Here is a 20,560-nt window from a genome sequence, read left to right as displayed (position 1 = left end):
TGACGGGGGTGTGACGGCCCATGACGCCCGTCTCAAGGTGCGGGGAGGGGGAGCCGGAGCACGCACGCGCGCGGCCCCGGCTCCCCCTCCCCTGCCCAGAGGGCTTCAGGCGGTGACGTTCAGCGCCTTTTTGACGAGGTCGATGATCTCGGGCATGGTATCGGCCACCGGCACGTTCGCGGCGGCAAAGGCCGCGAGCTTGCTTTCGGGGGTCCCGACGTTGCCCATGATGATCGCGCCCGCGTGGCCCATGCGCTTGCCTGCGGGGGCCGAGCGGCCCGAGATGAAGGCCACGACGGGCTTTTTCATGTTCTGCGCGATGTACTCGGCGGCCGCTTCCTCGTCCGCGCCGCCGATCTCGCCGATCACGACCACGGCGTCGGTGTCAGGGTCGGCCTCGAACATGGGCAGCACGTCCGCGAAGGTCGTGCCGATCACGGGGTCACCGCCGATGCCGACGGTGGTGGAAGTGCCCATCCCGGCGTCGTTGAGCAGCTTGGCGGCCTCGTAGGTCAGCGTGCCGGAGCGGCTGATCAGGCCGATGCGGCCGGGCTTCTCGTAGATGCGGTTGGGCATGATGCCCACCTTGGCTTCGCCGTTGGTGACCAGGCCGGGGCAGTTGCCGCCGATCAGGCGCACGCCCGGGCCGCCTGAGGCGCGGCTCTGGGCATCGAGTTCCTTGACCTCCTGCACGGCGCGCATCATGTCCACGGTGGGCACGCCCTCGGTGATCAGGACGATCAGGGGAATGCCCGCGTGGGCGGCTTCCAGCACGGCGTCGGCGGCCCCGGCGGGGGGCACGAAGATGATGGAGACGTTCGCGCCGGTCGCCTCTTTCGCTTCCTCGACCGAGTTGTACACGGGCCAGCCCTCAAAGTCGGTGCCGCCCTTGCCGGGGGTCACGCCCGCCACGACCTGGGTGCCGAAGTCGCGCATGGCGCGGCTGTGGCTGGCGCCCTCGCGGCCGGTCATGCCCTGCACGATGACCCTGGAGTCTTTGTTAACGAGGATGCCCATTATTTGCCCTCCGCAGCGTTGGCCTCGCGGGCAGCCTCGTCGGCGGCCTCGAACATGGTGGGGTACATCTGGATGAGGGGGCTGCCCACCTCGGCCAGCAGCGCCTTGGCTTCGTCCTCGGCGGTCCCGGCGATGCGCATGCGCACCGGCTTGGTCAGGATGCCGTCTTCGAGCGCCTGGATCACGCCCTTGGCGACCTCGTCGGCGCGGGTGATGCCGCCGAAGATGTTGATGAAGATCGACTTGACGTCGGGGTCCTTGGAGACCAGCTTGACCGCGTTGTACACGATCTCGGCCTTGGCGCCGCCGCCGATGTCGAGGAAGTTGGCGGGCTTGGCCCCGGCGCGGTTCACCACGTCGAGCGAGGTCATCACGATCCCGGCGCCGTTGCCCAGCACGCCGACATTGCCGTCGTCGAGCTTGACGTAGGCAAAGCCGTACTTGCTGGCCTCGATCTCCAGGGGATGCTCGGCTTCCAGCTCGCGCCAGTCGGAGAGGTCCTTGTGGCGGTACATCGCGTTGTCGTCGATCTCGAACTTGGTGTCCAGGGCGAGCGGCGTGCCGCCTTCGTCCACGAACAGCGGGTTGATCTCGACCAGAACGGCGTCCATCTTCAGGGCCGCTTCCGACATCTTGACCATCATGTCGGCGATCTTGTTGAGGTTGCCCTTGAAGCCCGCCTTGAGCGCGACCTCGCGCGCCTCGAAGGGGCGCAGGCCGGTCACGGGGTCCACGCGGTGCTTGATGATCTTCTCGGGGGTAGCTTCCGCCACTTCCTCGATCTCCATGCCGCCCTCGGCGGAGGCCATCAGGGTGTAGCTCTGCACGTTGCGGTCGACGATCATGCCGACGTAGTACTCGGTCCCGGCGTCGATGTCGACGGCCTTGGTCACGAGGACCTTCTTGACGGTGAGGCCCTTGATGTCCATCCCCAGGATCTTCTCGCCGTTCTCGAAGGCCTTGTCGATGTCGGGGCTGAACTTCACGCCGCCCGCCTTGCCGCGCCCGCCGACGTGCACCTGCGCCTTGACGACGACCGGCTGGCCGTACTCGCGGGCGATCTGCCGCACCTCGTCGGGGGTGTAGGCCACCTTGCCGTCCTGCACGTTCACGCCGAAACGGCGCAGCAGTTCCTTGCCCTGATACTCGTGAAGTTTCACGACGTTTCTCCTCCTTGGGGGTGGCTGGCCGGGCAGTCCCGGCCCGTCTTTTGTCCCGATAGAGGAGTATAAGCCGCCCTTTTCGTCCCGGCGCGCCTTGTCCCCGTGGGGGGGACAGCGGGGCGCCGCCCCTGGCCGCCGGGGAAGCTGGCCTCCGCCCCGGCGCCAGGCCCATATGTTACGGTGCCCGCCGATGACCCAACTGGAAGGTTTGAGAGCGGCGATGAGGCAGGCTGGGGTGGACGCCCTGTGGATCAGCGACCCGGCCAACGTGCGGGCGGTGAGCGGCTTTTCGAGCGGCAAGGACGGCAAGGTGCTGGTGACCGGGGACGGGGCGGCGCTGTACACCGACGGGCGCTACACGGTGCAGGCGCAGGAGGAATCGCGCATCGAGCAGCACATCGCGCGGCCCCCGGAGACCTACCAGGATGCGGCGGAGCGGGTGCGCGGCGGGCGCGTGGGCTTCGAGGCCGAGCACCTGACGGTGGCGGGACTCGACGCCCTGCGCGAGCACTGGGAGGCCGAGCTGGTCCCCACGCGCGGACTGGTGGAGGGCGTGCGGCTGATCAAGACGCCGGGGGAGGTGCAGGCGATCCGGGAGGCGCAGGCGCTGGCGGACCGGGTGTTTGCCCAGGTGCGCCCCATGATCCGCGCGGGCGTGCGCGAACTCGATGTGGCGCTGGAACTGGAAACCGGCCTGCGCCGCGCCGGGGCCGAGGTCGGCTTCGACGTGATCGTGGCGAGCGGGCCGCGTGGGGCGATGCCGCACGGGGTCGCCAGTGAGCGGGTGGTCGAGGAGGGCGACCTCGTGACCATCGATTTCGGGGCGCGGGTGCGGGGGTACCACTCCGACATGACGCGAACGGTGGCGGTGGATCGCCCGTCGGACGAAATGCGGCGCGTCTACGAGGCGGTGCTGGAAGCCGAGGAAGCCGCTGTCGCTGCCGTGAGGCCGGGAATGCGGGCCGCCGACCTGGACGCCCTGGCGCGGGGGATTCTGGAGCGGCACGGGCTGGCCGAGGCGTTCGCGCACTCGCTGGGGCACGGCGTCGGCCTGAACATCCATGAGGGGCCGGGGCTGCGCAAGGGCAGCGAGGACGTGCTGGAACCCGGCATGGTGATCACGGTGGAGCCGGGCGCCTACTTGCCGGGCGTGGGGGGTGTCCGTATCGAGGACCTCGTGCTGGTCACGGAGGACGGGTATGAGGTGCTGAGCCACACGCCCAAAGAGAAGGTCTGAGAGGCCGCGCGCCTGACCTGAGCCGTGGGTCGGGCCTGGACTTCAGGCCGCACGCCCGGGAAGGCGGGTGTTAGAATCTGCCCCGGGTTTCACCCTAAGAGGAGGAGTTTCGATGACGATGGAAACGGCGCTTTTGACGCTGGACACGCTGGCGAAGTACCTGAAGGAAAAGGAAGTCCAGCTCGATATGGAAGAAAACGGCGGCCAGCGGTTTATCCGCATGGGCTGGCGCTTCGAGATGGGCGACGCCGCCGTGCTGGTCTCCGTCAACGACGGCCCCAACAACACCAGCCGCCTGGAGATCACCTGCGTGACCCAGAAGGGCTACGCCGACCGCCGCAGCGAGGTCGTGAACATGCTCAACGACCGCAACCGCGAGCGGGCCTTCTCGCGCTCCATCGACGCCGACGGCAACGTCTGGCTGGAGTACGTGGGCTTCTACCCCACCCTGGCCGAGATGCCCCAGGAAACCTTCGACACCCTGTTCGGCGGCGTCCTGATGCACTTCCAGGACGACTACGCGGCGCTGGAAGGCTACACCCCCGGCCCGCAGCTTCAGCAACCTCAGGCGTAAGGCAGGTGAAACAGGCGGGGAAGCCCCCCGCCCGTTCTATGCTTGTTTAAGTGATAAGTTTCACTATACAGCCGGTCGTGACTTTTTTGTCTCTTTTAAAGAGGAGAGATAAGAGCCAGCGCAGACGGGGGATCCTCTCCCCCTCCACGCTGGCCCGGTCGCGCGCCTCAGCCTCGGGCGGCCAGCAATTCCTCCAGGCGGTCCACGTACCCGGCCAGGGTGCGGAAGGTGGCCTGCACGGGTTCGGGGCTGAGCATGTCCAGCCCGGCTTCCCGCAAGGCGTCGATGGGGTCGAGGCTGCCGCCGGATTTCAGGAAGGCGAGGTAGCGCTCGCGGGCGGCCTCGGGGTCTGCCTGGAACTGCTCCAGAATCTGGTGGGCGGCGCTGATGCCGGTCGCGTACTGGTAGGCGTAGAAGTTGGCGTAGAGGTGGGTGGAGAACTGCGCCCACAGGATGCCGCTTCTCTCGCGGTCCATCTGCACGCCGTCGCCGTAGCCCTCGTGCAGCAGGTCGGCGGTCAGTTCGATCAGGTCGGGGGCGCTGAGGGTGCCGCCCGCCTCGACGCGGCGGTAGGCTTCCAGCTCGAAGGCGGCCAGCGTCGGCATGATGAAGAAGTAGCGGTGGAAGTTGGCGAGCGCTTCTTCGATGATCGCCACCTCGAAGTCGGTGTCGCCGCTTTCCCGGGCCTGTTTCAGCAGGTGGGAGCGGACCATCGCCTGATCGAAGTTGCTGGCGACCTCGGCGTGGAAGAGCGTGTAGCGGGGCACTGCATAGGAGTGCTCGCGCTGGGAGAGCAGCGAGTGCATGGAGTGGCCGATCTCGTGGGCCAGGGTGGAATAGCTGCTCATGGTACCGTTCCAGGTCATGAAGATGTAGGGCTTGACCCGCCCGCCGCCGTTGGAATAGGCGCCCTGGCGCTTGCCGTCGTTCTCGGCGTAGTCCACCCAGCGCTCAGTGGTCAGGCCCGCGCGCAACTCACGCACGTAGGCCTCGCCCAGCGGGGCCATGCCGTCGGCGATCCACTCGACCGCCTGTTCGTAACTGACCGCGCGGGGGGGGACCAGGGCAGCTTTCACGTCGTACTCGCGCAGTTCGGGCAGGCCCAGCCACTCGCGGCGGACCCGCCAGTAACGGTGCCAGGTGGGGGTGTGGGCGCGGTAGGTCTCCAGCAGGGTGGTCACGACCTCGGTGGGAATACAGTCGGGAGCCAGGGTCGCGGTGATCGCGTCGGGGTAGCGGCGGGCGCGGGCCAGGAAGACGTTCTGGCGCACGTTGGTGGCGTACATGGCCGCCTGGGCGTGGCGCACGGCCAGGTGCGCGTCGGCGTAGTTCTCCCAGGCCTCGCGGCGCACCTCGCGCCCCTGGGCGGAGGTCAGGCGGTCCACGTTGCCCTGGGTGACGGCCTCGCCGCCTGCGGTGCCGAAGCGCAGGTCCATGTTGGCCAGCGCCGGATGGATGCCGCGCTCGGAGGCGAAGGGGGCCTGCACGGCGCCCAGCAGTTCTTCCACCTCGGCGGAGCGGACGTGGGCACGGTCACGCCACAGCCGCTCCAGGCGGATGCGGTGGTCAGTCAGCTCGGGGCGCGTGAGCCAGCCGCGCACCGCCTGCTCGTCCAGGGCGAGCAGTTCGGGGTCCGCGAAGGCGGTCACGCTGCCGAACTGCGCGGCGACTGCGCCCACCCGGTCGCGCCGGGCGGCGGCCACGGCGTCGCGGCCGTCCACGCTGGCGCCCATCCCCGCGTAGGACATCAGGCGGATCAGGCGCAGCTCGACCTCGCCTTCCTCGGTCAGGTAGGCGGCCAGCGCCTCGGGGCCGAGACCCAACCGCCCGCTGTGGGCCGCGAGCGCCTCGATGGCGGCGGGGAGGGCGTTCGCCTCGGCCTCCCAGCTTTCGGGGGTCGCAAAGAGGGCCTCGATGTCCCAGGTCTGCTCGCGGGGCACGTCGGCGCGGGACGGCAGGGCCGCTCTTCCGGCCGGGCTGTTCTGGGTTGTGGTCACGTCCGGCAGGCTAGCACCGGGCGCGCGGCGGGACGGAGTCCGCCATTTGACCTAGCCCGCTCTCACACGAAGTGGCAACGCGGTGGAGACTCGCCACCGGTCCGGGGGGTCCAGAGGACAGGCAGGAGTAAGCTGGGGGCACTGCTGGTCGATCCCGCGCCGGAGAGGGAGAGAGGCGTCTGACTGAGGAGCTACCGGCAGAGGCTGTGCCTGCGGTGGTCCGCCCCTGTGCTCATTCACCCCGCGTCTTGGCCGCCTTTCTGGGCGGCGGAGGGGAAAAAGGAGTCCGGCATGTCCCCCAAAACGGCGGCTCAACTCGTGCTCGAGGCCCGGCAACGGGTCGAGAACCTGTCGGCTGCGCAGGTCGCGGTTGAGCTGGAAGGTGGAGAAGCGGTGCTGATCGACGTGCGTGAACCGGCGGAACAGGCCGCCGCAGGTGTCATCCCCGGTGCGGTGTCGGCCCCACGGGGCATGCTGGAGTTCTGGGCGGACCCGTCCAGTCCATATCACCGCCCGGAATTCGACCCAGGGCGCCGAGTCATCCTGCACTGTGCCAGTGGGGGCCGCTCGGCCCTCGCCGCAGACACCTTGCAGCAACTGGGCTACACGAACGTGGCCCATCTCGATGGCGGTCTCAAGGCCTGGGCAGAGGCCAGATACCCGGTCGAGAAACCGGGCGCCCCCTCCTCCTAGCCGAACCGCCGCTGGAGGCCTGCGCACCTCCAGACGGCCCGCTCCAGACCCTCGGCTGGAGCCGCAAGAGGCCGTCTCAACGCCGCTGCCGCAGGGTCTCGTACAGCACCAAGGCCGCCGCCGTCGCCACATTGAGGCTGTCAGCTTCCCCGTGCATAGGGATGCGGACGGACAGATCGGAGGTGCGCCACTCGGGGGGCAGGCCCGCGTGCTCGGCGCCCAGGACCAGCGCGACCCGGCCGGTCAGCGGCGCGTCCCAGTACTCGCGGGGGGCGTCGGGGGTGCAGGCGACGCGGGTGAACTGGTGCCCGGCGAGGTACGCCAGGGCTTCTTCCTCACCCAGCGCGGCGACCGGAACCGAGAAGACGCTGCCCTGCGAGGCGCGGATCACGCCCGGGGAATACACGTCCGCGCCGCGCCCCAGCACCAGCACCCCCGACGCTCCCACCGCGTCCGCCGTCCGCAGGATCGCGCCGATGTTGCCGGGCTTTTCCAACCCGTGCAGCACGACGAGCAGGGCGTCCCCGGCGGGGTCAGGCAGGCGCGGCGCGGGGGCGGGAACGACCGCGAGCAGGCCGTCGGGGTTCTCACGGCCGCTGACCTTCTCGAAGGCGTCCCGCGAGAGCGGCTGGCGGGGGCCGGGCAGACCGGATTCGACCTCGTGCGCCTCGGGGCTGTAGAGGGGGGGACAGGTGTAGAGGGTCTGGGGCACCAGACCGGCGGCAGCGGCGCGGGCGAGTTCGCGGGCGCCCTCGATCAGGATCACGCCCTCGCGGTCGCGCTCGCGGCGGTTGCGCAGGCGCACCAGCCGCTTGACGTGGGGGTTTTGCAGGGAAGTGATCGGGGCCGGGGGCAGGGACATCGGGGGTTCAGTATGCCCGCTATCCTCGGGCCATGCCTCTCCCCTTTCCCGTTTTCAAGCCGTGCCCGTGCGGCTCGGGGCGCAGTTACGGCGGGTGCTGCGGCCCCCGGCACACGGGCGAGCGGCCCGCCGAGACGCCGGAAGCGCTGATGCGGTCGCGGTACGCGGCCTATGCGCTGCGCGACACCGGCTACGTGCGCCGGACCTGGCACCCCGACACCTGCCCGCCGGACCTCGACCTGGCCGGAGACGACACGCGGTACACGGGGCTGACGGTCCACCGGGCGCAGGGCGAGGAGGTGGAGTTCACGGCCACGCTGGTCGCGGGCGGGCGCCGGCAGCGGCTGCGCGAGCGCAGCACCTTCACGCAGGTGGGCGGGGCGTGGGTGTACCTGGACGGGGTGACGCCCTGAAGCCCGGCTAGCCCAGCGCCCCGATTCCGGGCAGCAGCGTCACGACCAGCGCAGCGGTCCCGAGGCTGGCGAGGGTGCTGAGGGCCACCGCGCTGGCGACCGTGTCGGCGTCGGCGCCGTATTCGCGGGCGAGCAAAAAGGCGTTCACGGCGGTGGGCATGGCCGAGGCGAGGACCAGGCCCTGAAGGCCCAGGCCGCGCAGCCCGAAAGCCAGGCCGACCGCCAGCGCCAGCGCGGGCATCGCGAACACGCGCAGGCCCACGGCGGTCAGGACGGGCCGGGTGAGCGCCACGTGGCCGGACTGTCCCAGCTGAATCCCCAGCGAGAGCAGCACCATCGGCAGCGCGGCCTGCCCCAGCAGGTCGATCCCCCGGCGCAGGCCCAGCGGCAGGGGCAGGTCGAGCAGGCGCACCAGCAGGGCCGCCCCGATGCACCAGACCACCGGCAGGCGCAGCACCGCCAGCAGCCCGGCCCGCGCGCCGCCCGCCGAGCCGTACAGCAGCGGCCCCAGCGTGAAGGTCAAGACGACCGAGCACAGGAAAATCACCACCGCCTGGTCGAGACCTGCCTGCCCCAGCGCGAACAGCGCGATGGGCAGCCCGAAATTGCCGTTGTTGCCGATGGCGACGCTCGCCATGACCGCCCGGCGGGTCAGCCCCGGCGTGCGGCGGGCAGCCAGATAGGCCGCCAGCACCCCCAGCCCCGCCAGCGCGAAGTAGGCCAGCGAGAGCCGCAGCCCGGCGCGGGCCGTCACGGTGGTGCCCAGCAGGCTGCTGAGGGCCAGCGCGGGCGTCAGCGCGTTGAGGCTGACCTTGCCCAGCGTGTCCGGGTGGAGGGGAAAACGCCGGGCCAGCAGGGCGCCCACCCCCGCCACCAGCACGACCGGCAGCACGACGTTGAACAGGGCGGCGAACACGGGGGGCAGCATACGCCGCCCGCCCGCGCCGGGCGCGTCCGCCCCTCCCGCTCTTTCTGAACCCGGTTCAGAATCACGGGGAGCGGAGGCGCGCGGCCCTTAGCCTGCAAGAATATGACCACCACAGCATTCCTGGGGCTGGGCGCGATGGGGTTTCCCATGGCCGCGCACCTTGCCCGGCAGGCCCGGGCGGCGGGCGGCCGCGCCCTGGTCTGGAACCGCACCCAGTCCAGGGCCGAGGCCCACGCCCGCGAACACGGCAGCGAGCGGGTGGACCTGCCCGGCGTGGCCGGGGCCGACGTGATCTTTTCCTGCCTGCCCACCAGCGCCGAGGTGGACGAGATGCTCGCGCGGCTGGCGGGCGACCTGCGCCCCGGCACCGTCTGGGTGGACTGCACCAGCGGGCACCCGCAGGCGGCGCGGCGGCAGGCGGCGGCGCTGGCGGAGCGGGGGGTCGCCTTTCTGGACGCGCCCGTCAGCGGGGGCACCTCGGGCGCGGCGGCGGGCACGCTCACCGTGATGGTGGGCGGGGACCCGCAGGTGCTCGCGCGGGTGCAGCCGGACCTCGCCTTCGCGGGCAAGGTGGTCCACGTGGGCGAGGCGGGCGCGGGCTTCGCGGTCAAGGCCGTCAACAACGCGCTGCTGGCCGCGAACCTCTGGGCGGCGGGCGAGGGACTGGCGGCGCTGGCCCGGGCCGGAGTGGACCTGGGCGCGGCGCTGGACGTGATCAACGCGAGCAGCGGAAGAAGCAACGCTTCCGAGAACCTGATCGGCTCCCGCGTCCTGACGCGCGCGTTTCCGGTCACCTTCCAGCTCGGGCTGCTGGCCAAAGACACCGGGATCGCGGCGGACGTGGTGCGGGAGGCCGGGGCGAGCGCGCCCGTGCTGATGCAGGTCGAGGCCCTGATGCGCGCCGCCGCCCACACCGTCGGCGCCGGGGAGGACCACACCGCCGCCCTGAGGCTGATCGAACAATTCAACGACAAGGAGATCAAATGACCCACCAGCCGCAGTTTGCCGTCGTGACCGACGGGGGCCTCGACGCCTTCCCGGACCTCCGCAACGGGGTGCCGGTCGCGCCCTTCAGCCTGACGTTCGGGACGCAGAACTACCGCATGGACGAGATCACCCGCGAGTGGCTCTTTCAGGAACTCCAGCGCAACCCGGCGCACCCGACCTCCAGCCAGCCCACCCCGCAGGACTGGGCGGAGGCCTACCGGGCGGCGGGGGCAGGCGGGCTGCCGGTGCTGGCGCTGACGATCAGCGCGGGGCTGTCGGGCAGCCGCAACGCCGCCGAGCAGGCGCTCGCGCTGGTGCCGGGAGTGGATGTGACCATCCACGACACCCGCACGCTCAGCGCGGCGCAGGCCTTTCAGGTTCACGCCGCCGTGACGGCGGCCGAGCGCGGCGAGTCGCTGGAGACGGCGCTCGCCTGGGTGCGGCGCACGCACGAGGAGACCGAGCTGTACTTCACCATCGAGACGCTGGAGTACCTGCGGCGGGGCGGCCGCATCGGACGGGTGCAGGCCACGCTGGGCGGGCTGCTGAACCTCAAGCCCGTCATCACGGTGGACAAGGAGGCCGCGATCTACACCAACGTGGGCCGGGCGCGCTCGTACAAGGGGGCCATCGAGGCCGTCGCCGCGCAGGTCACCGCCCGCCACGGCGAGGGCACCCCGCTGCGGCTGGGCCTGCTGTACGGCTCGGTCCGCGAGGACGCCGACGCGCTGCTGGCGGCGATCCGGGCGCGGCATCCGGTCGTGTGGTCGGGGTTCGCGGGGGTCAACCCGGTGCTCAACGTGCATACCGGGCCGCGTGCGCTGGGGGTGGCGGCGGCGCCGGGCAACTGGGTCTGGGAACGCTGAAGGCGTGAGGGGGCGGCGGGTCGGCCGCTAGCCCCGCAGGTGAACGTGCCGCGCCCAGGTGCGGAAGCCCAGGCGCTCATAGAAGGGGGCGAGGTCGGTCCAGTCGATGCCCATCGCCTCCACGCCTCTGGCCTTCAAGCGGCCCATCGCCGTGAGCATCAGGGCGCGGCCCACGCCGCTCCCGCGCAGGTCGGGGTGCAGGCCGACCGGGCCGAGACCCCCCGCCGGGCCGGACGTGCGGGCCGCCGCGCGCAGGGCGGCCGGAAAGAGGAAAGAAGGCAAGACCGCCGGGTCGTCCTCGGTGCCCACCAGGGCGAAACCCAGCACGCGGGAGCCGTCTGCCAGGGCGAGCAGTTGCTGGGGCGCCTGCCGGGCGACCGCCGCCGCGTCGTGCGTCCAGCGGGCGCTGAACACGCCCTCCGTGAGCGCCAGGACACCGGGGAGGATGCCCTCCTCGCGGGCGTCGGTGAGGCGCAACCCAGCGGGCAGGGCGGCGGCGGGCAGCGGCGGGCGCAGGTCGGCCACCATGTCCACGCTCACGCGGCCGCTGCGCACAAAGCCCACCCGCTCGAAAAAGCCCACGCTGGGTTCGGGCGCTCCGGGCAGGAAGTGGCCGCGTTCTTCGCCCACCGCCAGCGGCAGCGGGCCGAGGCGTTCGCGGACCCCGGTGACGAGCGTGCGGCCCAGGCCCTGACCCCGTGCGCCGGGGTGGACGAGGATCAGGCGCAGGTGCCCGTGCCCGTAGGCCTCGGGCGGGCGAAAGGCGGCGAAGGCGGTCAGCTCTCCCGCCGGGCCGCGCCGCCAGACCCAGCCGGAGGGGTCGCCCAGACGGGCTTCCAGTCCGCGCGGATGCGGCGCGCGCTCCGGCCAGGCAGCCGCCCACAGCCCGGCGATCTCGGCCCCGCCGGGAGCGCTCATGCGCCGAAGGGGAGCTGCCCCGGCGCGCCCGCCTCGCCGCGCAGCCAGGCGACCAGGGCCGCGCGGGCTTCCGGGCGAAAGCCGTAGGTCAGGGCGGCGGGCGCGTCCACGTCGAGAACGGCGTAGGGGTTGTACAGGGCGAGGTGCAGGTCGGGCCGGGCGCCGCGCAGGGCAGGCTGGCGATGGCGGGTGGTCGTGGCGAGGATCACCGGGAGGCCGCGTGCCCGCAGGGCGGCCCAGTCGAGGTCCGCCGGGTCGTCGTAGGCGTGCAGCTCGACCGGGTAGACGGCGGCGAGGTCCCCGGCCAGCGCCTGCGCGTCCACGCTGGCCTCGCTGACGTTCTGGCGCCCCACCCGGCGCTGAGCGACGAGCAGCACGCGCGTGCCGGGCGGGGGCGGCTGGGGACCTCGCCAGGCGGTCAGGGCACGCGCCCAGGCGTGGGCGAACAGCGGGGCGTCGGCGGCGGGGTCGAAGGTGGGGTCCGGGCGGGCCGGGTAGGCGGCGGCCAGGGCGTGCAGGCGCTCCAGGCTGGCGTCCACCTCGCGGGGGTCGAGGTCCCCCTCACTCATCGCGGCGGCCAGGGCGCTCAGGGTGGTCTCCTGCACCTCGCGGCGGCCCAGCGCCATCACCAGGTCGGCCCCGGCCTGGAGGGCCAGCACGGCGGCCTCGCCCCGGCCGTAGTTCGCGTCGATGGCGGCCATGCCCATGCTGTCGGTGACGGTCACGCCGCCGTAGCCCCACTCGCCGCGCAGCAGGTCGGTGAGCACGCGGCGCGAGAGGGTCGCCGGGTGGGCGGGGTCGAGCGGGCCGTAGACGATGTGGGCGGTCATCACGGCGGGAGCGTGCGGCAGGCAGGCGCGGAAGGGGGCGAACTCGACCGCGTCCAGCGCCCCCCGGGACCGCTCCACGCGCGGCAGGGCCAGGTGGCTGTCGAGGTGGGTGTCGCCGTGGCCCGGAAAGTGCTTCACGCAGCCCGCGACCCCCTCGCGCGCGTGCCCCCGCAGCGCCGCCGCGCCGTGCCGGGCGACCTGTCCGGCGTCCGCCCCGTAGGCCCGCTCCCCGATCACCGGGTTGGCGGGGTTCACGTTCACGTCGAGCACCGGGGCGAAATTCCAGTTCACACCGACCGAGCGCAGCTGCCGCGAGAGCGCCGCGTTCACCTCCTCCGTCAGCGCGGGGTCGTCGGCGGCCCCCAGCCCCATCGCGGAGGGCGCGAAGGGCCAGAAGCCTGGGCGCAAGATCGCCCCCCCCTCGTGGTCGAGGGCGATCAGCGCGCCCTCCCCCATCACCTCCCGCAGGTCGGCGCACAGTCCCCGCAACTGCCCCGCGTCCTGAATGTTCTTGCCGAACAGGCACACCGCCTGCACGCCGAAGCGCCGCAGATGCGCCGCCGTGTCCGCGTCGAGCACGGGGCCAGGAACGTCCACCATCACCAGGGAGCCGGGTTGAGGTCGGGTCACCCGAACAGCGTAAGGGACGGGGTGGGGGGAGGGGCCGGGCTGAGGCGCGACGAGAGCTGTGCAGGCTCATGCGGAGCTTTACAAGTCTGCGAGCAGCTCTGCGAGTCGAGGGGAAGAAGGAAAAACGCTCAAGCTGAAGCGCTTCAGAAACGGGCACAGCGGACGCCGCACAGGCGGGAACGGATAGAGTCCGCACTGCCTTCACCACGCCTCAATCGCGCAGCGAGACGGTGGACGCGACGAAATCGCACCAAGATCAAACGTTTTATTCGAGGATGACGCCTCGCCAGCGCCGCCCATCTGCCCTTGCCGAGCGCAGCGCTTCACTCCCCTCACCCTCCGGGGGGACTCGCAGAGCTGCTTGCAGAGGGGCTGGGGGTGGGGCACCCACCTTCCAACCTCAATACGGCAACCCCGCCAACCGCAAGAGCGTCTCCCGCGCCTCCCCCGCACTCCCCAGCCGCCGCCGCCGGTCCGGCTCCGTCAAGGCCACCAGCAGCGCGTCCAGCGGATCGGCCAGCGGCGGCGGCGGCACCTCCGGCCCCGAGAGCGCGCCGTGCAGGCCCCAGCCCAGCAGCACCCCGACGCTGTAGAGGTCGCTTTCCGGTCCCAGCGGCTCGCCGCGCGTGGCCTCGGGACTCTGGAAGGCGGCGGTGCCCAGACGGGTGGGGGCGGCGAAGGCTTCCCGGCTGGGGCCGGAGAGGTCGAAATCGACCAGGGTGGCGCTGCCGTCGGGTTCGACCAGGATGTTTTCGGGCTTCACGTCGCGGTGAACCACGCCCCGCACGTGCAGGTGGTCCAGGGCGCCCAGCAGGTGCGCGAGCGTGAGGAGAAAGGCGCGCCGCTCATGGGTCAGGGCCGGGCGGCGGACGTAGCGCCCGAACAGCACCACGCCGCGCGCGAGCGTGACGATCAAGGCGGGGCGGTCGTCCACGCTGACCGGGCCGAGCACCCGTTCCAGCCGGGGGTGGTCGAGGCCCGAACCGTGGCGGTACTCGCGCAGGGCGTGGTCGGCAAAGCGGGGTTCAAAGATCTTGACCGCGCAAGGCTGGCCGCCGGGGCCAACGGCGAAATAGACCACGCTGTGCGAGCCACGGCCCAGCGGGCGCACCAGACGCACGCCCTCTCCCACCACCTGACCGGCCAGCGGCATTCCTCATGCACGGTACTCCAGCGGGTGGGCCGGGCGGTACCCCCCGGCGGGCGCTGGCTACAATCCGGCCATGTCGGGGTTCGGGCTGGTGCTGGGCGGCGGGGGCGCGCGGGGCCTGGCGCACATCGGGGTGTGGGCGGTGCTCGAAGACGCCGGGCTGCGGCCCGGGGTCCTGGCCGGAACCAGCATGGGCGGGCTGGTGGCGGCCTTTATCGCGGCGGGCATGGACGCGGCGCAGTTACGGCAGGTCTCGGAGACGGTGTCGTGGCGGCGGCTGCTCGACTGGCGCCCCGGGCGGGGGCTGCTGCGCACGAGCGCCTTCGAGGCGTGGCTGGCGACCCACCTGCCCCCCACCTTCGAGGAGCTGAAGCTTCCACTGGCCGTCACCGCGACCGACCTGCTCACCGGGCGAATGGTCTACCTCTCCAGCGGACCGCTCTACCCGGCGCTGCGGGCCACCTCCGCGTATCCCGGCGCGACCCAGCCGGTGCCCTGGGAGGACATGTTGCTGGCCGACGGCGGCATCCTCAACCAGGTCCCGGTGGACGCGGCCCTCTTTCTGGGCGTGCGGCGGGTGGCCGCGGTGGACGTGACGGGACCGGAACCGCTGGAATTGCCGGGGCAGGCCCCGCTGGGCACCGTGCGCTCGCTGCGCCGGGCGGTGGACATCATGCAGGCGCAGCTGACCGACGCGCGGCTGAGCCTCTACCGCCCCGACGTGCTGCTGCGGCCCCGGCTGGAGGGGGTGGACCTCCAGAGCTTCCGGCGCGGCGGGCAGGCGATCCTGGCGGGCGAGGCGGCGGCGCGGGCCGAGCTGCCGCGGCTGCGCGCGCTGGGGGCCTGAGGGGCTTTCCATCCCGCGCCGGAAGCGCCGCCGTCCGCTATCCTGCGCGGCGGACGATAAGGAGCGGCATGACGAGACTGAGAGGGGCCGGGAGCGGCCCGCTGGGCAAACTGTGGAAGGAAGTGCTGGAACCCATCGTGTTCGCGGTGGTGATCACCCAGTTTCTGGCGACGCTGGTGGGCGTGGACGGCGTGAGCATGATGCCCAACCTGCGCGACCGTGAGCGGGTCTTTGTGCCCAAGTACGAGACCTGGCTGCACAAGGCGGGCGTGGGCGACTTTCGGCGCGGCGACGTGGTGATTTTCAAGCCGCCCCGCGAGGCGGCGGCGCAGGCGTCCAACCTCACCCGCAGCGCCTTTGGGCTGTGGACCTACCGGCCTTTTTTGATCAAGCGGCTGATCGGCCTGCCCGGCGACCGCATCCGGATCGAGGGCGGCCGGGTGTTTATCAACGGGGTGCAGCTGGATCAAAGCTGGACCACCGACTACTGGCGCGAGCAGGGCTGCTGGGACACCCAGAGCGACCTGGCGAACCTGGCGATCTCCTCGGCGGCCGGGATCCTGCCCGACCAGCCTGAGATCACGGTGCCGGAGGGGCACTACTACGTGATGGGCGACAACCGCACGGCGAGCGGCAGCGAGGATTCGCGCCTCTTCGGGCCGGTGCCGCTGCGCGACATCGCGGGGCGCGCGGCGGCGGTCGTGTGGCCGATCATGCGCAAGCAGAGTGCCCAGTACGACTGCTCGGCCGGGCAGGTGGCGAACCTGACGGGCGAGAGCGTGCTGAACTGGCGCGTGCTGGAGCGCCCCGAGGCTTTCGACACGCTCAAGACCCAGCTGGGCCAGAAGTAGGCCAGCGGGCAAAAAGAAGAGGGGGAGGCGATGCAGGCCTCCCCCTCTCTGCTGTGGCGGGCGGCGCTAGTCTTCCTCTTCGCCGTCCTCGCCCAGCACGTTGATCTCCACTTCCTCGGACACGACGCGGTACTCGCCCTCGCGCGCGATGAAGTCCGACGCCATGCGGAGGGTCTCTTCGACCCAGCCGTAGTCGTTGCTGAGGGTGGCGACGCCGATCACCTCCCAGTCGTGGGCGTCGAGGCCGTCGAGCCGGGCGACCGTGAGGGGAAAGCGGGCCTTGAGGCGCTCGACGACCGGGCGCACCAGGGCGCGTTTTTCCTTGAGGTTGCCCACCCAGGGCATCTCGACCCGGACGGTGAGGACGCCGACGTAGCCCAGGGCCACGGCCCGGCTAGAGCATGCCCGCCAGGAAGCCCTGGGCGCGCACGGTGCGCACCAGGTCCATGACGGTGTGCTGGGAGGGGTCGTAGTGAACTTCGATCTGGCCGTCGTCGGGGGTGGCCTGCGAGACGCCGGGCAGGGCGCGCAGCTGCTGGGCGACACGCTCCCCGGCGTCACGGGACATGCCCCGGACGCCGAGCAGCACGCGGGTGGCTCGGGTGGTCATGCCCGCCATTATGCCCCGCCGCCCGGCGCGGTGGCCCCCGGTCCGGACGGCTCACCCAGCCGCTCGCCGGGCGCCGTGTCCGCGCGGGTGCCCAGGTGGCGCACCGCGTAGCGCCCGGTCACGTGGGCCGCTTCCTCGGCGGCGGCCGCCGCCAGCGCGGGCGTCAGGGGAAAATGCACCTCGTACACCGCGCTGTCGTAGGCGCTCTTGACGGTGGCGTGCAGCAGCCCCGCCGCCGCTTCGGCCGGGGCCGCGGGCGCCAGCAGGACCGTGCGGACCAGCACGATGGGGCGGTCGCCCTGCCAGACGTGCTGCGCGAGGATGACGCCCAGCAGCGCGCCCGCGCTGTCCTGCGCCACAAAGGAGTGCTCGCTGCGTTCGTAGAACTTCAGCGCCGGGAGGCTGGTGCTCAGGCGGCCCTCGCGCTCGCGCTCCGGGCGGGCGCTGAATTCAGGGTCGGCAGCCCGTTGCGCGGCGAGGTCGAGGGCCGCCAGGGCCGGGTAGTCGGTTTCGGTAAAGGTGCGGTAACGCAGCATGGCGCTCAGCCTAGAGCACCCGTCCGGCGCGGGTCGGCCCCTCAGCCCCCGGTCAGCGCGGCCCGGATCTCGGCGCGGGTGGGCATGGCGTCTTGCGCGCCGGGGCGGGTGCAGGCCAGCGCCCCGGCGACCCCGGCGGCGTGCAGCGCGTCCGCCAGCGGCTGGCCCGCGACCAGCCCGGCCGCCAGCACCCCGCAGAAGGTGTCCCCGGCCCCGGTGGTGTCCAGCGGCGTGACCGGAAAGGCGGGCAGGCGGAAGGTGGCGTCCGGGGTGGCGGTCAGGCTGCCCCGCGCGCCCAGGGTGACGGTCACGGCTCCCGGCCCCCGGCCCAGCAGGGCGCGGACCTGCGCTTCTCTGTCCGGCCCTGCCCGCCCCGCAGCGAACGCGGCGAGTTCGTGTTCGTTGACGATGAGATGGTGGGTATGGGCCAGCAGCGCGGGGTCGGGGGTGCGGGCGGGGGCGGCGTTGTGCAAGACGGTCAGGCCCGCCGCGTGTGCCCGGCGGGCGGCCTCGCGGGTGACCTCCGGGGGCAGCTCGCCCTGGAGCAGCAGGTGGGTGAAGCCGCCCAGGTCCCCGGGCAACTGCGCGGGCGTGAGGTGGGCGTTCGCGCCGCTCGCGACCGTGATCGCGTTCTCCCCGCCGGGGGCGACGGTGATCAGGGCCAGCCCGGTGGGGGCGTCCAGCGTGTGCAGCCGGGCGAGGTCCACACCCGCGCGGGTCAGGCCCCGGAGGGCGATCTCGCGGAAGGCGTCGTGGCCTGCCGCGCCGCAGAAGGTGACGGGGGCCCCTGCCAGCGCCGCCGCGACCGCCTGGTTGGCCCCCTTGCCGCCGGGCGACACCCGCACGTCCCCGCCCAGCACCGTCTCGCCCGGCGCAGGGATGCGGGGGGCCTGGACCGTCAGGTCGGCGTTCACGCTGCCGACGACCAGCAGGCTCACACCCTGGGGGTCCGGTCTTCCGGGTCGCGCTCCTGGACGCCCTCGGTCTCGCGGGGGTAGCGCCCGCGCCACAGCGCCCAGCCTTCCTCGGGAAAGGCGCGCTTGGCCTCGGGCGCGAACAGGAGGGCGCCCTCGGCTTCCAGCTCGGGGTCGGGGGTGGGGATCACCTCGGTCTCCTGCATCGCGGGGTGGCTGCTCCAGGCGATCAGCCGGCCCGACCCGCCCCAGGGATCGTCGGTGGCCCACACCACCCGGCCCACGCCCAGCAGCGCCGAGGCCCCGCCGCACATCAGGCAGGGTTCCAGGCTGGTGTAGAGGGTCAGCGTCCCGGGGTCTTCCAGCTTCCCCACCCCGAAAAACACGTCCATCTCGGCGTGGGCCACGCTGGCTTGACCGACGTGCTCGGCGGTCTGGGCTTCAGCCACGCGGTTGCGGCCCCGCGCGATCACCGCGCCCTGGGCGTTCACGAGCACCGCGCCGACCGGGGCGCTTCCGGCCTCCTGCGCCTCGCGCGCCAGTTGCAGGGCTTCTTGCAGGTGCAGGCGGTGGACCTGGGGATCAGAGGAGCCTGAAGACATGCCCGGAGTGTGGCACGCCCGCGCCCCGGGGTTTGGTGGGACCGGCGACAGGACCGGGTGGGTACGGCAGAGCTGCTCCTCTGGCGGTATGCTTATACTGGGTTCAATTACAATCTGTTCCCCGCGTGGCCTGGAGGGTTGTGCGGCTTCGCGGGGGGCGGGAACACGAGGAGCGTGAGGCATGACGAGGCCCTGGCTGGACCATTACGAGGAAGGTGTGCCGCGCGAGTTCACCGCGAGCAACGATGTGCTGCCGGACCTGCTGCGCCGCAGCGCGGAGCGCTTTCCCGACCGCGTCGCCCTGACCTTCCTGGGCGCGAAGACGACCTACCGCGAGCTGTGGAGCGGCGTGCAGCATTTCGCTGCCGCCCTGCAACGGCTGGGGGTGCGGCCCGGCGAGCGCGTGAGCGTGATGCTGCCCAACTGCCCGCAGTTCGTGGTCGCCTTTTACGGGGCGCTGCTGGCGGGCGCGACGGTGGTGAACACCAGCCCGCTGTACACGCCGCACGAACTCGAGCACCAGCTCACCGACAGCGGCAGCGAGACCCTGATCCTGCTCGACGCCTTCTACCCGCGCTACAGCCAGATTGCGGCGGGGGTGCCCGTGCAGCGGGTGATCGTGACCGGGATTCAGGACGCGCTGCCTTTTCCCAAGAACGTGCTGTATCCCCTCAAGGCGCGCCGCGAGGGCAGCTGGGTCGGCGTGAAGACGGGCGGGTCGGTGTACTCCTTCACGGCGCTGGGGCGCGGGCAGCCGCTCACCCCGCAGGCGGTCACGGTGCGCCCGGACGACGTGGCGCTGCTCCAGTACACCGGCGGCACGACCGGGGTCCCCAAGGGGGCGATGCTCACCCACCGCAACCTCGTCGCCAACGCCGAGCAGGCGCGCGCTTGGATGACCGGCCTGAGGGAGGGACAGGAGGTCACGCTGGCCGCCATCCCCTTTTTCCACGTGTACGGCATGACGGTCGCGATGAACCTCAGCGTGCTGATCGGGGCGACCATCGCGCTGGTGCCCAACGCCCGCGACATCAAGATGGTGCTCTCGCAAATCGCCGCGAGCGGAGCGACCCTCTTTCCGGGCGTGCCCACGCTGTACAACGCGATCAACCACCACGCCGACACGCCCAGGTACGACCTGACCACCATCCGCGCCTGCATCAGCGGCAGCGCGCCCCTCTTGCTCGAAACCGCGCGGCAGTTCCGGCAGATCACCGGGGGCGCCAATCTGGTGGAAGGCTACGGCCTGACCGAAGCCAGCCCGATCACCCACACCAACCCGATTTTCGGGGACCAGCGCGAGGGCAGCATCGGCCTCCCGATGCCCGGGGTGGACGCGTTCGTGGCGGACGCGAACGGCGGGCGGCTGCCTCCGGGCGAGATCGGGGAGCTGTGGGTCGCCGGGCCGAACGTGATGAAAGGCTACTGGCAGCGCCCCGACGAGACGGCCAAGACCATGCGCGAGCAGGGCGGCCAGAGCTGGCTGCTCACCGGCGACATGGCGGTGATGGACGACGACGGCTATTTCCGCATCGTGGACCGCAAAAAGGAACTGATTATCGCCAGCGGGTACAACATCTACCCGCGCGAGGTCGAGGAGGTGCTGAGCGCCCACCCCGCCGTGCTGGAGGCCGCCGCCGTGGGCGTGCCCGACGAGTACCGGGGCGAGAGCGTTCACGCCGTTGTGGTGCTCAAACCCGGCGCCACTGCCACCCCGGCCGAGATCATCGCCCACTGCAAGGTGGAACTCAGCGCCTACAAGGTGCCGCGCAGCGTGGAGTTCCGCCCCGAGCTGCCCAAGACGGCGGTCGGCAAGGTGCTGCGCCGCCAGCTCGCTGCCGAGGCGCGGGAAGCGCGGCAGGCGGGCACCCCGCAGGCGAGCTGAGGCGGGGGCCGGGCGCGCGCCCCCCTGCTCCTCCCCCGCCCGGTGCGGGG

General features: G+C 71.9%; 22 protein-coding genes. 9 read left to right on the top strand and 13 right to left on the bottom strand.

The features are described 5' to 3' along the window. Nucleotides 1–105: 105 nt before the first annotated feature. Both sucD and sucC read right to left on the bottom strand, forming a co-directional pair. Nucleotides 106–1,017, bottom strand: coding sequence for a succinate--CoA ligase subunit alpha (gene sucD, locus HNQ09_RS01600; protein WP_184024507.1), 912 nt, complete (start codon nt 1,015–1,017; stop codon nt 106–108). Continuing rightward, nucleotides 1,017–2,177, bottom strand: a complete 1,161-nt coding sequence (sucC, locus tag HNQ09_RS01595) for an ADP-forming succinate--CoA ligase subunit beta (protein WP_184024504.1) — start codon at nt 2,175–2,177, stop codon at nt 1,017–1,019. The genes sucD and sucC overlap by 1 nt, the downstream gene beginning before the upstream one ends. Before the next feature lie 193 nt (nt 2,178–2,370). Here sucC and HNQ09_RS01590 point away from each other — a divergent pair, with 193 nt between their 5' ends. Next, on the top strand, nt 2,371–3,417 hold the full coding sequence (locus HNQ09_RS01590) for a M24 family metallopeptidase (protein ID WP_184024501.1): 1,047 nt from the start codon (nt 2,371–2,373) through the stop codon (nt 3,415–3,417). A 112-nt stretch (nt 3,418–3,529) separates the two neighbouring features. Continuing rightward, nucleotides 3,530–3,991, top strand: a complete 462-nt coding sequence (locus HNQ09_RS01585; RefSeq protein WP_184024498.1) for a YbjN domain-containing protein — start codon at nt 3,530–3,532, stop codon at nt 3,989–3,991. A 167-nt stretch (nt 3,992–4,158) separates the two neighbouring features. On the opposite strand, the gene pepF is transcribed toward HNQ09_RS01585, so the two are convergent. Further along, nucleotides 4,159–5,988, bottom strand: coding sequence for an oligoendopeptidase F (pepF, locus tag HNQ09_RS01580; protein ID WP_184024495.1), 1,830 nt, complete (start codon nt 5,986–5,988; stop codon nt 4,159–4,161). 291 nt (nt 5,989–6,279) lie between these two features. Between pepF and HNQ09_RS01575 the strand changes: the two genes are divergently transcribed. Next, nucleotides 6,280–6,681, top strand: coding sequence for a rhodanese-like domain-containing protein (locus HNQ09_RS01575; protein WP_184024493.1), 402 nt, complete (start codon nt 6,280–6,282; stop codon nt 6,679–6,681). Between the two features lie 76 nt (nt 6,682–6,757). Here the strand turns inward: HNQ09_RS01575 and HNQ09_RS01570 are convergent, their stop codons facing one another. After that, nucleotides 6,758–7,543 (bottom strand): TrmH family RNA methyltransferase, encoded by a 786-nt coding sequence (locus tag HNQ09_RS01570; RefSeq protein ID WP_184024490.1) that lies wholly within the window; start codon nt 7,541–7,543, stop codon nt 6,758–6,760. A gap of 32 nt (nt 7,544–7,575) precedes the next feature. Here HNQ09_RS01570 and HNQ09_RS01565 point away from each other — a divergent pair, with 32 nt between their 5' ends. Then, nucleotides 7,576–7,956 carry a YchJ family protein gene (locus HNQ09_RS01565; protein ID WP_184024487.1) on the top strand — a complete coding sequence of 127 codons (381 nt, stop codon included), beginning with the start codon at nt 7,576–7,578 and terminating at the stop codon, nt 7,954–7,956. A gap of 7 nt (nt 7,957–7,963) precedes the next feature. On the opposite strand, the gene HNQ09_RS01560 is transcribed toward HNQ09_RS01565, so the two are convergent. Next, nucleotides 7,964–8,872, bottom strand: a complete 909-nt coding sequence (locus HNQ09_RS01560; RefSeq protein WP_343057569.1) for an AEC family transporter — start codon at nt 8,870–8,872, stop codon at nt 7,964–7,966. Nucleotides 8,873–8,986: 114 nt separating this feature from the next. Here HNQ09_RS01560 and HNQ09_RS01555 point away from each other — a divergent pair, with 114 nt between their 5' ends. Together HNQ09_RS01555 and HNQ09_RS01550 are read left to right on the top strand one after the other, a co-directional pair. Then, nucleotides 8,987–9,871, top strand: coding sequence for an NAD(P)-dependent oxidoreductase (locus HNQ09_RS01555; protein ID WP_184024483.1), 885 nt, complete (start codon nt 8,987–8,989; stop codon nt 9,869–9,871). Continuing rightward, nucleotides 9,868–10,737: a DegV family protein gene (locus HNQ09_RS01550; protein WP_184024482.1), complete on the top strand. Its 870-nt coding sequence runs from the start codon at nt 9,868–9,870 to the stop codon at nt 10,735–10,737. The genes HNQ09_RS01555 and HNQ09_RS01550 overlap by 4 nt, the downstream gene beginning before the upstream one ends. Nucleotides 10,738–10,764: 27 nt before the next feature. Here HNQ09_RS01550 and HNQ09_RS01545 read toward each other — a convergent pair whose 3' ends face one another. From HNQ09_RS01545 to HNQ09_RS01535, 3 genes are all read right to left on the bottom strand, one after another. Beyond that, a complete protein-coding gene (locus tag HNQ09_RS01545; protein ID WP_184024479.1) occupies nt 10,765–11,655 on the bottom strand; it encodes a GNAT family N-acetyltransferase in 891 nt (296 codons plus the stop codon). Further along, on the bottom strand, nt 11,652–13,115 hold the full coding sequence (locus HNQ09_RS01540; RefSeq protein WP_343057568.1) for a glycoside hydrolase family 3 protein: 1,464 nt from the start codon (nt 13,113–13,115) through the stop codon (nt 11,652–11,654). Before HNQ09_RS01540 ends, HNQ09_RS01545 begins: the two co-directional genes overlap by 4 nt. 400 nt (nt 13,116–13,515) lie before the next feature. Further along, complete coding sequence (locus HNQ09_RS01535; RefSeq protein ID WP_184024476.1) at nt 13,516–14,268, bottom strand: serine/threonine-protein kinase; 753 nt, start codon at nt 14,266–14,268, stop codon at nt 13,516–13,518. A gap of 70 nt (nt 14,269–14,338) precedes the next feature. Here HNQ09_RS01535 and HNQ09_RS01530 point away from each other — a divergent pair, with 70 nt between their 5' ends. Both HNQ09_RS01530 and lepB read left to right on the top strand, forming a co-directional pair. After that, nucleotides 14,339–15,112: a patatin-like phospholipase family protein gene (locus tag HNQ09_RS01530; RefSeq protein WP_184024473.1), complete on the top strand. Its 774-nt coding sequence runs from the start codon at nt 14,339–14,341 to the stop codon at nt 15,110–15,112. 68 nt (nt 15,113–15,180) lie between these two features. After that, nucleotides 15,181–15,963 carry a signal peptidase I gene (gene lepB, locus HNQ09_RS01525; RefSeq protein ID WP_184024471.1) on the top strand — a complete coding sequence of 261 codons (783 nt, stop codon included), beginning with the start codon at nt 15,181–15,183 and terminating at the stop codon, nt 15,961–15,963. 66 nt (nt 15,964–16,029) lie between these two features. On the opposite strand, the gene HNQ09_RS01520 is transcribed toward lepB, so the two are convergent. Genes HNQ09_RS01520 through HNQ09_RS01500 form a run of 5 tightly spaced genes read right to left on the bottom strand, consistent with a single transcriptional unit; the run spans nt 16,030 to nt 18,625 of the window. Then, nucleotides 16,030–16,350 (bottom strand): DUF503 family protein, encoded by a 321-nt coding sequence (locus tag HNQ09_RS01520; RefSeq protein ID WP_184024468.1) that lies wholly within the window; start codon nt 16,348–16,350, stop codon nt 16,030–16,032. Nucleotides 16,351–16,357: 7 nt separating this feature from the next. Further along, the gene (locus HNQ09_RS01515; protein ID WP_184024465.1) at nt 16,358–16,582 is read right to left on the bottom strand and encodes a heavy-metal-associated domain-containing protein; all 225 of its coding nucleotides are present in this window, start codon (nt 16,580–16,582) and stop codon (nt 16,358–16,360) included. After that, the gene (locus tag HNQ09_RS01510) at nt 16,582–17,109 is read right to left on the bottom strand and encodes a DUF1999 domain-containing protein (RefSeq protein WP_246363052.1); all 528 of its coding nucleotides are present in this window, start codon (nt 17,107–17,109) and stop codon (nt 16,582–16,584) included. The genes HNQ09_RS01515 and HNQ09_RS01510 overlap by 1 nt, the downstream gene beginning before the upstream one ends. 41 nt (nt 17,110–17,150) lie before the next feature. Next, complete coding sequence (locus HNQ09_RS01505; protein ID WP_184024462.1) at nt 17,151–18,047, bottom strand: PfkB family carbohydrate kinase; 897 nt, start codon at nt 18,045–18,047, stop codon at nt 17,151–17,153. Beyond that, nucleotides 18,044–18,625, bottom strand: a complete 582-nt coding sequence (locus tag HNQ09_RS01500) for a nucleoside deaminase (protein WP_184024459.1) — start codon at nt 18,623–18,625, stop codon at nt 18,044–18,046. The genes HNQ09_RS01505 and HNQ09_RS01500 overlap by 4 nt, the downstream gene beginning before the upstream one ends. Nucleotides 18,626–18,806: 181 nt before the next feature. On the opposite strand from HNQ09_RS01500, the gene HNQ09_RS01495 reads away from it, so the two are divergent. Then, nucleotides 18,807–20,510, top strand: coding sequence for a long-chain-fatty-acid--CoA ligase (locus HNQ09_RS01495; RefSeq protein WP_184024457.1), 1,704 nt, complete (start codon nt 18,807–18,809; stop codon nt 20,508–20,510). Nucleotides 20,511–20,560: the final 50 nt, after the last annotated feature.

Source organism: Deinococcus budaensis (genome assembly GCF_014201885.1).
Classification (GTDB): domain Bacteria; phylum Deinococcota; class Deinococci; order Deinococcales; family Deinococcaceae; genus Deinococcus; species Deinococcus budaensis.
Note: the sequence above shows the minus strand (reverse complement) of the source record. Positions and strands in the feature narration are given on the sequence as shown.